Origin of the sequence: Mucilaginibacter phenanthrenivorans, assembly GCF_024721155.1 — a bacterium.
GTDB lineage: Bacteria > Bacteroidota > Bacteroidia > Sphingobacteriales > Sphingobacteriaceae > Mucilaginibacter > Mucilaginibacter phenanthrenivorans.
The window spans coordinates 80,341-96,318 of sequence record NZ_JAHVAP010000019.1 but is presented as its reverse complement, the minus strand read 5'-3'; the positions used below and the strand labels follow the sequence as shown (position 1 = coordinate 96,318).

The 15,978-nt window shown below is 43.5% G+C and carries 16 protein-coding genes; 12 read left to right on the top strand and 4 right to left on the bottom strand.

Annotated elements, in window-relative coordinates; translation table 11 throughout:
* Positions 1 to 101: 101 nt before the first annotated feature.
* A complete protein-coding gene (locus KXD93_RS28965) occupies positions 102 to 1,601 on the bottom strand; it encodes a PAS domain-containing sensor histidine kinase (RefSeq protein ID WP_258141059.1) in 1,500 nt (499 codons plus the stop codon).
* A 131-nt stretch (positions 1,602 to 1,732) separates the two neighbouring features.
* Between KXD93_RS28965 and KXD93_RS28960 the strand changes: the two genes are divergently transcribed.
* From KXD93_RS28960 to KXD93_RS28935, 6 genes are all read left to right on the top strand, one after another.
* Positions 1,733 to 3,025: an NRAMP family divalent metal transporter gene (locus tag KXD93_RS28960; protein ID WP_258141058.1), complete on the top strand. Its 1,293-nt coding sequence runs from the start codon at positions 1,733 to 1,735 to the stop codon at positions 3,023 to 3,025.
* An 81-nt stretch (positions 3,026 to 3,106) separates the two neighbouring features.
* Positions 3,107 to 4,000 (top strand): DUF3078 domain-containing protein, encoded by an 894-nt coding sequence (locus tag KXD93_RS28955; protein WP_258141057.1) that lies wholly within the window; start codon positions 3,107 to 3,109, stop codon positions 3,998 to 4,000.
* Between the two features lie 276 nt (positions 4,001 to 4,276).
* The gene (kaiC, locus tag KXD93_RS28950; protein ID WP_258141056.1) at positions 4,277 to 6,040 is read left to right on the top strand and encodes a circadian clock protein KaiC; all 1,764 of its coding nucleotides are present in this window, start codon (positions 4,277 to 4,279) and stop codon (positions 6,038 to 6,040) included.
* The gene (locus tag KXD93_RS28945) at positions 6,021 to 6,320 is read left to right on the top strand and encodes a circadian clock KaiB family protein (protein WP_258141055.1); all 300 of its coding nucleotides are present in this window, start codon (positions 6,021 to 6,023) and stop codon (positions 6,318 to 6,320) included. Before kaiC ends, KXD93_RS28945 begins: the two co-directional genes overlap by 20 nt.
* A 5-nt stretch (positions 6,321 to 6,325) precedes the next feature.
* Positions 6,326 to 6,649, top strand: coding sequence for a circadian clock KaiB family protein (locus KXD93_RS28940; protein ID WP_258141054.1), 324 nt, complete (start codon positions 6,326 to 6,328; stop codon positions 6,647 to 6,649).
* Between the two features lie 4 nt (positions 6,650 to 6,653).
* A complete protein-coding gene (locus tag KXD93_RS28935; protein WP_258141053.1) occupies positions 6,654 to 8,318 on the top strand; it encodes a PAS domain-containing sensor histidine kinase in 1,665 nt (554 codons plus the stop codon).
* Here the strand turns inward: KXD93_RS28935 and KXD93_RS28930 are convergent.
* A complete protein-coding gene (locus KXD93_RS28930; RefSeq protein ID WP_258141052.1) occupies positions 8,310 to 9,317 on the bottom strand; it encodes a serine hydrolase domain-containing protein in 1,008 nt (335 codons plus the stop codon). The genes KXD93_RS28935 and KXD93_RS28930 overlap by 9 nt on opposite strands.
* Before the next feature lie 143 nt (positions 9,318 to 9,460).
* Between KXD93_RS28930 and KXD93_RS28925 the strand changes: the two genes are divergently transcribed.
* From KXD93_RS28925 to KXD93_RS28910, 4 genes are all read left to right on the top strand, one after another.
* Positions 9,461 to 10,678 carry an acyltransferase family protein gene (locus KXD93_RS28925; protein WP_258141051.1) on the top strand — a complete coding sequence of 406 codons (1,218 nt, stop codon included), beginning with the start codon at positions 9,461 to 9,463 and terminating at the stop codon, positions 10,676 to 10,678.
* Positions 10,679 to 10,815: 137 nt separating this feature from the next.
* Positions 10,816 to 11,862 carry a sensor histidine kinase gene (locus tag KXD93_RS28920; protein ID WP_258141050.1) on the top strand — a complete coding sequence of 349 codons (1,047 nt, stop codon included), beginning with the start codon at positions 10,816 to 10,818 and terminating at the stop codon, positions 11,860 to 11,862.
* Positions 11,855 to 12,550: a LytR/AlgR family response regulator transcription factor gene (locus KXD93_RS28915; RefSeq protein ID WP_258141049.1), complete on the top strand. Its 696-nt coding sequence runs from the start codon at positions 11,855 to 11,857 to the stop codon at positions 12,548 to 12,550. Before KXD93_RS28920 ends, KXD93_RS28915 begins: the two co-directional genes overlap by 8 nt.
* Before the next feature lie 391 nt (positions 12,551 to 12,941).
* Complete coding sequence (locus tag KXD93_RS28910) at positions 12,942 to 13,637, top strand: hypothetical protein (protein ID WP_258141048.1); 696 nt, start codon at positions 12,942 to 12,944, stop codon at positions 13,635 to 13,637.
* 9 nt (positions 13,638 to 13,646) lie between these two features.
* Here the strand turns inward: KXD93_RS28910 and KXD93_RS28905 are convergent, their stop codons facing one another.
* The gene (locus KXD93_RS28905; protein WP_258141047.1) at positions 13,647 to 13,952 is read right to left on the bottom strand and encodes an MmcQ/YjbR family DNA-binding protein; all 306 of its coding nucleotides are present in this window, start codon (positions 13,950 to 13,952) and stop codon (positions 13,647 to 13,649) included.
* Positions 13,953 to 13,960: 8 nt separating this feature from the next.
* Positions 13,961 to 14,593 (bottom strand): LysE family translocator, encoded by a 633-nt coding sequence (locus KXD93_RS28900; RefSeq protein WP_258141046.1) that lies wholly within the window; start codon positions 14,591 to 14,593, stop codon positions 13,961 to 13,963.
* 200 nt (positions 14,594 to 14,793) lie between these two features.
* Here KXD93_RS28900 and KXD93_RS28895 point away from each other — a divergent pair, with 200 nt between their 5' ends.
* Positions 14,794 to 15,012 carry a helix-turn-helix domain-containing protein gene (locus KXD93_RS28895; RefSeq protein WP_258141045.1) on the top strand — a complete coding sequence of 73 codons (219 nt, stop codon included), beginning with the start codon at positions 14,794 to 14,796 and terminating at the stop codon, positions 15,010 to 15,012.
* A gap of 157 nt (positions 15,013 to 15,169) precedes the next feature.
* Complete coding sequence (locus KXD93_RS28890; protein WP_258141044.1) at positions 15,170 to 15,937, top strand: enoyl-CoA hydratase/isomerase family protein; 768 nt, start codon at positions 15,170 to 15,172, stop codon at positions 15,935 to 15,937.
* The last annotated feature ends 41 nt before the right edge of the window (positions 15,938 to 15,978 follow it).

Below are 15,978 nucleotides of genomic sequence, written 5' to 3'. Positions count from 1 at the left end.
CGTGTTTTTGCCTGCGTTAATCAAAATCGAGCATACGAAAATAATTATCATAAATTACTTGCATAGATCATAGAAATCGAAGTTTCTAAAACTTCGCAAGTTTATTCTAAAATCGGCAACTTAAAGTAAAACGTTGATCCCTTGCCTTCTTCGCTCTCAAGGCCAATTTCGCCTTTATGGCGATGGATGATCTCACTGGCCAGGTAAAGGCCAATACCAAAACCCGAGATATTCCGCATCTTCTCGCTCTCCACCCTGTAAAAGCGCTGAAACACCCGTGCCTGATCCTTAGGCCTTATGCCGATCCCCATATCAGTAACCGAAACCTTTAAATTATCATCTTCCCTGCCGCATTTTACAGTAATTGGATATTCCTTATCTGAATATTTTAATGCGTTACTTAAAAAGTTCCCGATAACCTGGCCTATCTTTTCGCTATCGGCCTTAATTGTAAGCCGGCAATCGGGGTCAAATAAAATAGTATAACCGGGGTTTAGGAGCCGGAACTCCGCAATGGTTTCATCTATAAGCGTTGTAATGTCAAAGTCCGATGGTTTGAGTTGCAGCTTTCCCGATTCGAGCCTGGAAAGATCCAAAAAGCCATGGATCAGGTCTGTCATGCGGTCAACCTGGTTACTGGCCCTGAACAAAGTATTGGTAACAAAGCCATCGCCCGAGCCACTTAACCTTTTGGCCAGGATCTGGATATAGGCCTTGATCGAAGTAAGCGGCGTTTTCAGTTCGTGACTGGCCATCGCAATAAAATCATTTTTCCTGACCTCGTCGCGTTTACTATCGGTAATATCTATAACCGTTCCCAGCATCCGCACAGGCGCTTTTTCGCGGTTGTTCCTCTCAGAATCATAAATAACTATCCCTTGCGTCTTTATCCAGCGCAATTCGCCATCTGGCCGGTATATTTTAACCTCGTACAGGTAGTTGCCCGTATGCAGCGCCATTCGGTATGCCGGCAATACCACATACTTCATATCGTCCGCATCTACATATCTTTGCAGCTCTTCACGACTTACTGGTTTATCTGCGGGCAATCCAAAGATCTCAGCCATTCGGGGCGAGCTGATAAAGCTGTGGTCGCGCAGACCAAGGTCCCAGGTAGCCATATGGGCGGCTTCGGTTGCCAGGCGAAGGCGACCCTCATTTTCTATCGCTGCTTGCTTTGCCCTTACTTCGGCCGTTATGTCAACTACGGTATTCAATATATAGGCAACCTCGTCATCCACCCCTAAAATCGGGGTGTTGCAACAGGACCAGTAGCGTATTTCATAGGTATCGGTTTCCTGGTCATAAACGTCAAACCGGTAAGTAGGCACATCAATTTTCTGCCGGGTTTCAACCACTTTGGTAAACACGTTGCGGGCGTTGGTGTCGTCATAAGGTGCCTTATCATCAGGAAAAACCTCGCAAAATCCCCTGCCTAGTATGGTTTCACGCTTACTTGAGGTAATTTCAAGATACGCATCACTGACCGCGACTATTGTAAAGCAGGGTGCATCCCCCCTCACCAATAGCGAACCAGGCGATTTTTCAAAGATCATTTGAAAAATATCCGCAGGCAAAGCAGGTGTTAGGTCGGCACTCATAGGTATAATATCGCCTTATTATTAAAAACCATGAAATTAAGCAGTTAAACTGTAAACCAAAAGTAATTTGCCGACAAGTTTTACAATAAAGCGGAATAAACGGCTTAACTTCAACCAATCATTCATTTAAAATGAAAAGAAAAACGGAGACCGCCGCAAAAATCAAAGGCTTTTGGCGCATTCTTGGCCCGGGTTTAGTTACCGGTGCTGCTGATGATGACCCGTCAGGGATAGCAACCTATTCACAAACCGGTGCCCAGTTTGGCTACGGACAGCTTTGGACGGCGCTTTATATGCTCCCGCTCATGACAGCCGTTCAGGAGGCCTGTGCACGCATTGGCCTGGTTACCGGTAAGGGAATTACAACACTGGTTAAGGAAAAATATAGTCGCGGAGTTTTGTATGCGGTGGTATCGCTGGTAGTGGTCGCCAACGTTATCAACATCGGTGCCGACCTTGGCGCAATGGCCTCTGCAGCGCAGTTGCTGGTGCCTGTTCCGTTTATTGTGCTAACCCTGGTATTCACTGCCATTATTTTACTGCTCGAGGTTTTTACGAACTATAGAGTTTATTCAAGAATATTAAAATGGCTGGCAATAACGCTGCTGGCCTACCCTATTACCGTATTTATTGTCCATCAACCATGGGCAACTATTTTGAAGGCCTCAATAGTCCCGCATTTTGAATTCTCGTTTGCGTTCTTTTTTATCATAACCGGCGTATTGGGTACAACTATATCGCCTTACATGTTTTTTTGGGAAGCCTCGCAGGAAGTAGAGGAAGATAAGAAAAGGCATCTTGTAAAAAAAGGCAGCAAACCGGCTATAAGCCAGATGAGCATTAAACGGATGCGGATTGACAATAACTTCGGAATGATCTTTTCTGAGTTTGCCACCTGGAGTATAATTGTAGTAGGCGCCACCGTTCTGCACAACAGCGGGGTACACGATGTTAAAACCGCTGCCGATGCCGCAAAGGCCATTGAGCCATTGGTACACAGTTTTCCGAACGCAGGTTTTTTATCAAAGCTCATATTTTCAATTGGCATTATTGGCCTGGGAATGCTCGCTGTCCCGGTGCTTTCCGGGTCGGCAGCTTACTCGGTAGCTGAAGCCTTTAACTGGAAGGCCAGCCTGAATTTAAAGCTGAACAAGGCAAAAGGTTTTTACACCGTTATTATTGCAGCTACTGTTGTTGGATTGATATTGAATTTCATCGGGATAGACCCTGTAAAGGCACTCGTTTATGCGGCTGTATTGAATGGCGTGGCAGCAGTTCCGCTTTTATTTTTAGTAGTTAAGATCTCGGGCGATGAAAAAATAATGGGTGAATTTAAAAGCGGGTGGCTTTCAAAAACCATACTTTGGGTAGCTTTTGGAGCGATGGCGGCTGCAGCAATAGCGATGTTTTATACCATTCTTTAGCCCTGTAATGCATTTGTTGCGTCGGGTTTTTAAAAATGATTTATAAATTTGCGGCAGGATAAATTATTTAACCAAGCCCTTATGAAACAAATTTTATTAATTGCCGCCTTCACTTTTATATGCCTTGCAGGCTATTCACAGGCCACGCCGCCTAAAGACACTACTAAATTTTGGACCATCCACGGACAAAACACCTTCCTGATAAACCAAAGCTCATTTTCAAACTGGGCAGCTGGTGGTGTAAACTCCGTTGCAGCCAACATTGTGCTTGATTACGATTTCAACTACAAAAAAGGCGTATGGAGCTGGGATAACAAAGCTATTGCAGGTTATGGCCTCAGCAAGCAAAACGGTACCGGCTGGCGTAAAAATGATGACCGCATTATCTTAAACAGCTTACTTGGTCGCCAGGCATCAAAATATTGGCTGTACACCTTTTATATGAACTTTCAAACACAGTTTACCAAAGGCTATAACTACGATGCCCTTGGTAACCGCACTTTAATATCAGCCCCTTTTGCACCTGCCAACCTTACCTTCGGGCCGGGTTTTGCTTATAAAAAATCCGATAATTTCAGGATCAACATATCACCTGCCGCTGCACGCATCACCATTGTTCAAAACGATTCGCTTTCGTCAATCGGTTCATTTGGCGTAACGCCGGGTAAAAAGAGCTTGTTTGAATTCGGCGCCTCTTTGGATGCTTACTACAAAGTAAATTTGGTGGAGAATATTTCGTTTGAGAACATATTGAAATTATACTCAAATTACCTTAAAACTCCTGGTAACATCTACATGGATTATACCGCGAACATCTTCATGAAGGTAAACAAGCTGGTAACTGTAAATGCAGGTTTGGAACTCATCTCCGACCCTAATACAAAAGTACCTGTTCAAAGCAACGGTGTAACAGAATACCACTCGCTATTACAGGTAAAACAGATTTTTGGAGCTGGCGTAACGTATAAATTCTAAACGGTACAAGCACTAAATTTTCCCTAAAATCAGAAAAGCAATGCCCGGCGGCATTGCTTTTTTTATTAAACAATATGCTAATAATTATCTTTATGGTTAAATATTTATTGCATTGTGTAACGGCTTTATATAATTTAAAACTCTCAAAAACAATTTCCCATACTTTTTATTATTGCTCTTATTAATATAAAAAAAGATGCTCAATATTTAGTTCTAATATAAAAATTATATTAAAACCTAAATAAAGGTCTTTTTACGATTTAAAAGCTATTGGTAATGGCAAAGGAAAATAGAAAAGACAGGAAAACATCGGTCCACACGCAGATCCCAAAAACAAAAACGGGTATTACCGGGCTTGATGAAATAACCGGCGGAGGTATTCCATCGGGCCGTCCATCGCTCGTTTGCGGCGAGGCGGGCTGCGGGAAAACATTAATGTCGCTTGAATTTATTGTGAGGGGCGCCACAGAATTTAACGAGCCCGGCGTGTTTATGGCCTTTGAAGAAAAAGCGCAGGAACTAACAATGAATGTTGGTTCGCTGGGTTTTGACCTGGATAAGCTTCAGAAAGACAAAAAGCTAAAGATAGACTATGTCCATATCGACCGAAGTGAGATCGAGGAGACCGGCGAATACGATTTGGACGGCTTGTTTATCCGCCTCGATTACGCGATAAACAGCATTGGAGCAAAACGGGTAGTATTAGATACTATCGAGAACCTTTTTGCCGGTTTAACCAACCAGGCCATTTTACGCGCCGAGTTGCGCAGGCTGTTCCAGTGGTTAAAGGAAAAAGGTGTTACGGCAATTATTACCGGCGAACGTGGCGAAGGCCCATCATTAACCCGCCAGGGACTGGAGGAGTATGTATCTGACTGTGTTATATTGCTTGATCACAGGGTGATCAACCAGATCTCGACCCGCCGTTTAAGAATAGTAAAATATCGCGGATCGGTACATGGCACAAACGAATACCCCTTTATGATTGATGAGGACGGGATCTCCGTATTGCCAGTAACCTCGTTAAAGCTTGAAAAGGCGGTATCGTCCGAAAGAGTTTCATCCGGAATTCCGGCGCTTGATAAAATGTTAGGTGGCCATGGATTTTTTAAAGGCGGCAGCATTTTGGTATCAGGTACCGCAGGTACAGGTAAAACAAGCATCGCAGCATGTTTTGCCAACGAGGTTTGTAACAAAAATCAAAAGTGCCTTTATTTTGCATTTGAGGAATCGCCAAACCAGATCATCCGCAACATGCATTCTATTAGCATGGACTTGAGAAAGCATGTGAATAACGGACTTTTGCAATTTATGGCATCACGACCGACCTTACATGGACTTGAGCAGCATTTAGTAGCCATGCACAAGCTGATAAAAAAGTTTAAGCCGCAGGCAGTTGTACTCGACCCGATCACCAACCTGATAACAGTGGGTTCGGTGAGTGAAGTAAAGGCAATGCTGATCAGGCTGATAGACTTTTTGCAGGAGGAACAAATCACAGTATTATTTACTGCCCTTACTTTAAACTCGGTAGTAACCGAACAAACCGATGAGGGTGTATCTTCTTTAGTCGATGCTTGGTTATTGGTTCGTGATATTGAATTTAATGGCGAACGAAATCGGGGCATGTACATCATGAAATCGCGCGGGATGAAGCATTCTAACCAGGTAAGGGAGTTTATAATTACCGACAAGGGAATTGATTTGGTTGAAGTATACCTTGGCCCTGAAGGTGTGCTCACCGGCTCGGCCAGGGAGGCACAAAAATTGCATGAACAAACCGGCCAGGTGCTGCGCACTAATGCGATGAGCATGAAGGACCGCGAAGTACTGCGCAAAAAGAAAGTGCTTGAGGCAAAAATAGCCAGCTTACAAAGCGAGTTTGAGTCGGCCGAAGAAGAATTGAATAAAATTTATATAGAAGAAGACCTTGTGAAACGGGTGACGGAGGAAAATCGCCAGGAGATGCTGAAGTTGCATCGTGGTGAAGATAATATGCCGGGCCCGAAAGGCAATAATAATGGAAACAAAAAAGTATAAATACGAGTTAAGGTTATACATCGCCGGGAAAACCGCAAAGTCGCAGACGGCTTTGCATAACCTGCAAAAATATTGTGAGGAGTATTTGGAAGGCGAATACAAAATTGAAGTAATTGACCTGCTGATCAAGCCACAGCTGGCTGAAGGCGACCAGATTTTTGCCGTACCAACGCTGGTTCGTAAAGTTCCGGAGCCGATCCGTAAAATTATCGGCGACCTCTCAAACGAAGAAAAAGTTTTGGTAGGACTAAACATACGACCAACCATAGCTAACGGATAATCATAATGACAAAGCAGCCAGGAATGCCCGCATATAAAAATGATGTGGAAGACGATGACATTTACAGGTTGCGCTTATTTGTAACCGGTGCTACGCCTAATTCAACCCGTGCCATATCAAACATAAAGGAGTTTTGCGAAACGTACCTGAAGGATAGGTATGAACTGGAAATTATAGATGTTTATCAGCAAAGATTAATAGCCGAAAAAGAACAGATTATAGCATTACCAATGCTTGTAAAAGTAAGCCCTCTACCACAGCGCAGGCTGATTGGTGACATGTCTGACACCGAAAAGGTAAAGCGGGGGCTAAACTTATCAGCTGTGTAGTAATATGGAAGATGTAAAAAAGACATATGACCAACTATTGGCCGAATACAATGAGCTTCAGATGCAGTTGGATGAAGCCAACGATACGATCGATGCTATACGTACCGGGCAGGTTGATGCGCTTATAGTTAATGATGGCGAGGGGCACCAGTTGTATACGCTTAAAACTGCCGATCAAACCTACCGCGTGTTTATTGAAAAGATGAATGAAGGGGCGGTTACCATTAACCGCGAGGGACTGATCCTTTACAATAATTCGCGCTTTGCCGCGATGGTAGGCATGCCGCTCGAAAAAACCATTGGCCTGCATTTTAGTGATTTCATAGCCGAAGAATCGCGCAATGTTTATGACGAAGTAATTGCCAACGCCTGGGAGGAGGATTGTAAGGAAGAGATTTACCTTATAAACACCGACGGACATACGGTACCCTGCTTTATTTCATGCAACACCCTTGAACTCGACGAAGGGGTTGCACTGAGCCTGATCCTAACCGATCTGACCAAATTAAAGGAAACTGAGAATCAGCTTAAAATAAAAAACCTACAACTGGCTGCAGCGCATTTAGCTACCGAAAAGTTGAATAATGAATTGGAAGATACGGTTAAGCACCGCACAAACGAACTTTTTGTAAGCCGGGAGCACTTTAAATACCTGGCTAACAACATTCCGCAAATGACGTGGACCAACCTGCCAAACGGCGAGGTTGACTATTTTAACCAGCAATGGTATACCTATACCGGACTGAGTGCAGAGGATACCAGGAAATATGGATGGGAAAAAACCATTCATCCCGACGATCTTCAGCTTACAATGGATAGGTTTAAGGCATCTCTGAAATCGGGTCAAATCTTCGAGGTGGAGAACCGCTATAAAAGAGGATCAGACGGCGCCTATCGCTGGCATTTAAACCGGGCTATCCCCTTACGTGACGAACAGGACGAGATTGCTTTTTGGGTGGGCACAGCTACCGATATAGAGGACCAGAAGAAGGAAATGGACCGCAAGGATGAGTTTATTGGTATTGCAAGCCATGAGTTGAAGACACCATTAACCAGTTTAAAGGGCTATCTTCAATTGATATCTTCCTACAAAAAGGATGATATGCCTGGCTCTGTTAAACAATATGTAGAGAGGGCGAATAGCGCTGTAAATAAACTGCAGCGCCTGATAAACGACCTGCTCGACGTCAGCAAGATTCAGGCGGGTAAGCTGGAATACGCCTTTACAAAGGTTAATTTAACCGACCTGGTAAAAACCGCCGTTGAAAACGCTGCGCACATTTACCCCGAATATAACTTCATTATACGCGACGGCCACGATTACCTGATCAATGGCAACGCGGAGCGACTGGAACAGGTTTTAAATAACCTTATTGGTAACGCGGTAAAATACTCCCCTAAAAATAAGGATGTGATCATTCAGACTACGGCAGAAAATGGCTTTGTACGGGTTGCCGTAACCGATTATGGTATAGGGCTATCAGACGAGCAGAAAGACCGCATATTTGAGCGCTTTTATCGCGTTGAAGATAAAAAGCACATGACAAGCGGCCTCGGTATGGGTCTTTACATCTCCGCAGAGATCATCAATTATCATAATGGAGAAATTGGGGTTGAAAGTGAAAGCGGCAAGGGATCAACTTTTTATTTTGAGCTGCCACTAGTGTAGCTGATGATAAATGAGCGGGAAAATTTTGTCCAAAAACACGCTGGCTGCTTTTATCGCGGTAGCATCATCCACCCTTTCATTAACTGTAATCACCGCATTTTTACCGGGAATAACAAATGAATACTGGCCGCCCCAGCCAAGGGCATAAGTTATGGGCTGGCCTTCATAGTCATAATGATAGAAGCACAGGGAATAGATCGATCCCGGAAACCCCCAATTAGTGCCATTATAGATTATAGGGCGAAGCAGCTGATTCACCCATTTTTCAGACACAATATATTTACCGTTTAGTTTACCCCTGTGAAGCAGTAAAGAGGTTAGCTTGTTCATGTCCGCAGTACGCAGTTGAACGCTCAGCAAGCCGCAGCCATCGTAATAGCCATCTCGCATCTTACCCCATTTTACTTCATTGATTTCCAGCGGGTCGAACAGGTACTTATAGGCAAATTCAAACGTATTCATCCCGGTAGCTTTTGTAAGTATTACCGAGAGGAGATGCGACGCAGCGTTGTTGTATTGAAAGATCTTCCCCGGTTGGCTCACCAGCGGCGCATGCAGTACATAGCCTGATGGATCAGCAAAGCTTAGGTATTTACCCAGGTTGCCATGGGGGCCCAGGTCCTCATGCCACAGGCCGGACGCCTGGTTCATGATCTGGCGTATGGTAATGTCTTGTTTGCGTTTATCGGTGTCCTGCGCTAATTGCGGGAAGAAATTTATGATCTTTTCATCAACAGATGTTATATAACCTTTGTCAATAGCTATCCCAATTAATAATGACATTACACTTTTTGTAAGCGATTGGTTATTGAATAGGTCTGTTGCCGATTTACCGTTATAATAATGGCTATAGGTCACCTCGTCATTTTGTGTTACCACTATTGCGTATAACTGCTTGTTATTTTTTACAACAGCAGCCGTATCGATATTTATTTGAGCATGGCCGGCGCCTATTATCGCACAAAATAAGAATGTAAGCAGGGGTTTTATATTCTTCATTTTTAATATTTGGTTATTACGCTACAAAATTAACGTTAAAGGTAACATGATTTTGTCCGCTGGTCACCGAAAAATGGCTTGTGGTCAAAATAGTTTTAGCAGGTGGCTGTGACATGGTTTCTTTACATAAAAAACAACAAACCATGGAAACCACACAACGCCAAACCTATCTCGACTGGTTAAGGATCTTATCCATACTGGGTGTATTATTTTTTCATTCGGCTATGCCTTATGTAGCCGAGGATGGCTGGCATATCAAGAACCACGAAACCAGCAACCTGATGATGGAATCAAATCATTTTTTGCACCTTTTTCGCATGCCGCTGCTCTTTTTCATTTCAGGTACAGTAAGCTATTACATGATGCAGCGGCGATCTACCTTAAGCTTCATCAGCTTACGTTTCCGCAGGCTTTTTATACCCTTGCTGGTGGGCATGTTCATCATTGTGCCACCGCAAATTTATATGGAACGGTTGACGCAAGGTTACAAAGGCAGTTTTTGGGACTGGTATCCAAGTGTATTTAACTTTGTGCCCTATCCAAAAGGCGGCAGCTTTAGCTGGCACCATCTGTGGTTTATTGCCTACCTGTTTATTTACGATTTGATATTTGCACCCATGTTTGCCTGGATGATATCACCCAAAAGTGCGGCCTTTAAACAAAAACTGGCTGCTCTGGCAAACGGTAAATGGGTTTATGTGCTGATGTTGCCCGGTATTATATGGTTTACACTGCTGAGCGATAAATTACCCGAAACCAACGACCTGGCACATGATGGCTGCTACTTTGTGTATTGGCTGCTGTTCCTGCTGGCGGGCTTTATCTGCATCTTACAGCCTAAGCTTATGGACAGCCTGGAACGCAACCGCCGCTTTGCTTTGAGTACAGGGTTTTTGACCTTGATGATATGGGAATGCATGAGGTGGAATAAAGCTGAGCCAGGGTATGCGAACTGGCCATTTCAAGGCAGCTTATTCAATTATTTGTTTATAGCCTTAAGGCCAACAATTGCCTGGGGATGGGTACTGGCATTGGTGGGCTACGGTAAGCATTACCTCAATCGCAAGCACGCCATACTTAATTACCTGAACCAGGCAGTGTATCCGTTCTACATTCTGCATCAAACGGTGATCGTGCTGGTGGCTTATTACATCGTGCAAACTCAAAATGAAAGCATCCTGTCGAAATATATTTATACGGTTGGGATCACTTTCTTTGTAAGTGTGCTGATCTATCACCTGTTTATCCGCCCGTATGCTTTGACAAGGTTTTTGTTTGGTATGAAGCCTAAGAACAAACCGAAGCCGGAGATGCAGTTGGAAAAGGAAGATGTTAAACCTGCGGTAGTGTTATCTGCATAAATTTGTAATTTAATCCTGTATAGTTAACCTCACCTAAATCCCCCCTCAAAGTGGGGTGGTAGAATAAGAACGAAGCTAAAATCTTCTCCATTGTAGGGGGGGAGGTGAGGCGAAAACTTTGTAATTTGGACTAACATATGAAATCTTTTCAGAAATACATATTCCCCGCACTGTATGGCCTGCTGGTATATTTTACCATCAGGCTGTTACACGATACCGATGTTGGTGAACATTTTTGGGAGCGGCGTTTTTATATCAATGCCGTTGAAATGACCTGCACAATAATGGTCGGCTATATAGCCATATACCTGTTTGAGCGGCTTTTTAAGTATTACGATAAACACTGGCCTGTGCAGCTAAGCTATCGTGGTGTAGTGCGGGAACTGGTGATACTGGTAGGAGCTAACCTGGTATTGGTGAATGTGATATTCGTTCCGATGGATATGGCCCTGCACCTGGGTGTGTGGAAACCTTGGTGGATCTCCTGGGGAGATGTAGCAGATATTAATATGATACCCACCTTGTATGCTATTGTTTATTATGGCATTGCACGCAGCAGTACGTGGTTAAGGGCCTACGTTGATAATAAAGTTCAGCTGGAAAAAGTAACAAACGATCACCTGGAAACCGAGCTTAAATTTTTAAAAGCACAATATCATCCGCATTTTTTGTTCAATGCCCTTAATACTATTTATTTCCAGATGGATGAGGACATTGACGGGGCAAAAAACAGCATCGAAAAGTTTTCGGAACTATTACGGTACCAACTGTACGATCAGCAGCAGCAGGTGCCGGTAATAAATGAGTTGGAATACCTGCAAAGCTTTATCGACCTGCAAAAAATAAGAAGCACAGATAAGTTGAAACTGGAAGTTACCTTTGACAAGGCTTTGAACAGTCAAATGGTTTACCCGCTGTTGTTTTTGCCCTTTGTTGAAAATGCTTTTAAATTTATCGGCGGCGATTATAAAATGACCATAACCGCACAATTATCAGGTGACAATATTGTTTTTACTGTTGAAAACTCGATGCCACAGATCAAACACACAATAGCTAAAAGCGGCGGCATAGGTTTAGAAAATTTAAGACGAAGGCTTGACCTGCTTTATCCGGGCAAACACACAATGCTTACCAATGCCGGTAACGATAAATTTACCGCCGAATTAACGCTGCACTATGAATAACATCACCTGCATAATAACCGACGATGAGCCTTTTGCACGCAAGGGTTTGCAGGGCTATGTAGAGAAGATCGGCTTCCTTGATCTGAAGGGGGTTTGTGAAGATGCCCTGCAATTAAGTGATCTGCTGCAAAAGCAACCCGTCGACCTGTTGTTCCTGGATATCCAGATGCCGCACATCAGCGGGATAGATTTTATAAAGGCATTATCCAATCCACCCAAAGTTATTTTTACAACCGCCTTTGAGCAATTTGCCCTGCAGGGATTCGAACTGGACGTGATGGACTACCTGTTGAAGCCCATCAGCTACGAGCGCTTTTTAAAGGCGGCTTGGAAGACGCGGGATTACTTCGCGTTGCGGGAAAATGTCCCGGCGGCCAATACCCCATACATTTTTATAAAGGTAAACGGCAAGCTGGAAAAGATAAATTTTGATGAGATGTTATTTATAGAGGGGATGGAGAACTATGTGGCCATCCACCTTGAGAACCGCAAGCTGATAACCCATACCACTATTAAGGCTTTGGTTGATAAGCTGCCGCAGGGACAATTTATTCAAACCCACAAATCGTACGTGGTGGCCATTAACAAGGTTGATACCATTGAGGGCAATACCCTGCATGTTAAAAAACACCAGGTGCCCGTTAGTAAGTACTTGAGGGAAGCAGTATTGGGGCAGATAATTAAATGATGTGCAAATTTCGGATGTGCGGATAGGAAAAATGATGTGCGGATAGGAAGACATCTTTCTCCCAGCGTCATGGCGAGGAACGAAGCCAACTCTGCTAAGGACAATCAACGAAACTTTATGTTAACGGGATCTTACAGCCACCTTAAGTCGGTACAATATTTATAAGCTTACCAGGTAGCCTCATCTCATCTCCGATTTAACATACAATACATTATTACGCATTAATTAAGTATTAAGACATAAATATTACCCTGTAGTATTGTTTATAAAAGTGTTAGTAATAATATTTCTTGAGCTTACTGAAATAATAATCTTTTTATTAAATTCGGCTGATTTTAAATTATTACAGGGCATTTTCTTGAGAAAAATTCTATTATTTCTCTTTATTTTTTTGTGTGTTATAATAAAGGTTAGGGCGCAAAGCAATAACAGCTACACAACATTTGGGGCAGGGTTCGACGTCGGTTCGACCCGGGGATTCACCGACCTTGTACATCAAAATCCCGGATACAGTTTCGACCTCCATTTTAACTACAATTACAGCCCTTATGTTCCGATCTCCCTGGAACTGCAACACGGGCTACTATCAGGCGGCGGCGACACCAAAGCTCTCGATCAAAACCTGAGAAAATACCAAAATAACTACACTGCCTTAATGCTCCACATCGATCCGCAATTGGGCTCGCTGCTTGATTTTGATAACGACCTGCTGGATATTGTTAAAAACTGGTATGTTGGTTTCGGAGCAGGAGGCATTTACAATTATTTGCTAACCAACAGGGTTAAGCCTGATGGTTCACATTATGTATTTCCGGGTAAAGACAGGAGCAAGGAATTCCTTGCGATGGGAAAAATAGGATATGCCTTAAAACTATATAATGGCTTTGGCGAGGCAACCTATGTGATAACCGTATGCTATACCCACAATTTTGATATCGGCGACGGATTGGACGGCTACAATGACCCTACTGCCAAGTTTAAAAACCAGGATGTTGACCAATACCGGCAAATTTCAATAGGCTTTACCTACAATTTTGGAGCGGTGCAGCCGTATTACAGGAAGCGGAACTACGGCCGGCATCATTAATATATTTAATCACTTTACTTTTTCCCAGGCAAGGGTCAAAGCATCTTCCAGCATATCACGGCTTACCTTATCAAGCTCAATAACGGTGGCACCCTTTAACCCCCATTTATTAGGCACCGGGTAAAATACCGATGCATCAAACGAATGAAATACCGATTGATCAATTGGCGAAAGCATCACCACCATGCGGCGATCACTGATCCATAAGGTTGAGAAAATGCGCTTAGTGCGGAACGCTGGTTTGCCAAAATGATCCTGCTCAACTGCTCCCGGCAGGCTGAGGGCAATTTCACGGGCGGTTTCAATATCAACCATAAATAATACTATCGTTTGGTGGTTAGTGCAATTTTTATACCCAGCCCTATCAATATAAAGCCGGTAACCTTCTCCTGGGCCTGCCAAACCTTAGGGTTCCTGCTGAAAAAGTCCTTCGTTTTGCCGAGGATACCTGCAACAATTATCAGCACCAGTGTGCCCTGCAATGCAAACCACAGGCCCAGTATAAGCAACTGCACTTTAACAAACGGCGAATGAATCTCGACAAACTGGGGCAAAAAGGATAAAAAGAAAATAGCAACTTTGGGGTTCAGCGCATTGGTTAAAGCGCCTTGTTTAAACAGGCTCATGTAGCCCGCCCTTCCCGGTTTTTCTTTTTTAGGGTCGATGGCCTGTTTGGAAAGCAGGGCTCTTACACCAAGATAAACGAGGTAGGCAGCTCCTGCGTATTTTATCAACCCAAATAAGTAAGCCGACTTTGATATAATAATAGATAAGCCCAGCACTGCACCTAAAATATGCACAAAGCAACCAGCAAAAACGCCTGCTGCGGATGCTACTCCAGCCCTGACACCATAGGATACACTGCGCGATGCTACAAACAGCATATCGTTACCCGGCGCAAGGTTAAGCAGCAGCGAGGTGATGAAAAACAGGTAAAGGTTTTGAAAATTAAACATACTGGCAGATTGACTATTTAATTAATACTAATATAACAAAAAAATAGCCACCGCTGATTTCACTTGTCCAGCTTCCCCCAAAAAATAGGGTAAAACCAAATATTCCCGTACGCTATATTTTCATATTTCGACCAGTTTTCTCGTTTTAATTACAACAATGATGCATCTTTATATATTAAAACTGGTTTTCGGGGATAAATATGCTGACCAATACCGATAAAATAATTTCCGTTATTCTTTCGAAGATCCGTACCGAGCGCGTGCTAAAAAAAATGTCACAAGATAGGCTTTCAAAAAAACTTGGCATCTCCCAAAATGCTTACAGCAAAATAGAATCAGGAGGAACCGTTCTTACAGTATCACGACTAGTTGAAATTGCAGAGATCTTAAATATCGATGTCTCATTGCTATTTAGTTAGACTAGGTGTTATATCATTCCCAAATAAATGTGATTACTGGTTGCGATAAACGGACATATCAAATCAAACACAATTTAATAAATTTCACGCTATATATCCGATATTAATTTTTTCATCCGCACATTTGTATATCTGCACACTTGCACACCATTTAACTATGCCCACCGATAACGGAAATGTAAGCCTAACCATAAGCGACAATGGCATTGCCACCATTAGCTTTTACCATCCTGCACAAAACTCGCTGCCAGCTGCGTTGCTTGACGAGCTTACAACTAAGATAACTGAAGCAGGTAACAACGCCGGTACCCGGGCCATCATCCTGAAAAGCGGCGGCGACCGTACCTTTTGCGCAGGCGCCAGCTTTGACGAGTTGCTGCAGATAAAGGACAAGGAGGCGGGCGCCATATTCTTCACCGGGTTTGCAAGGGTGATCAATGCCTGCCGCAAATCACCAAAGATTGTTATTGCCCGCGTTCAGGGAAAGGCGGTTGGTGGAGGAGTAGGTTTGGCTGCTGCGGCAGATTATTGCCTGGCTACGGATGCGGCATCGATAAAACTAAGCGAACTGGCAATCGGTATTGGCCCGTTTGTAATCTCGCCGGCTGTTACCCGCAAAATTGGGTTACCGGCATTTTCGCAATTAACCATCCGCGCTACCGATTTTCAAACTGCGCAATGGGCCATGCAAAAAGGGTTGTATAACGAGGTTTACTCGGATATCCCCTCTCTTGATGCTGCGCTTGAAACGCTGAGTCAAAAACTGGCCACCTACCACCCTGAAGCATTGAAAGGACTAAAGGAGATTTTTTGGGAAGATACCGACGATTGGGATGAACTTTTAGCAGAGCGCGCAGCCATAAGCGGCGAATTGGTGCTATCAGAATTTACCCAGCAGGCGTTGCATAGTTTTTTAAGCAAATAAGGCTTTATTACATAAACTACTGTGCACCATTTATTTGCATA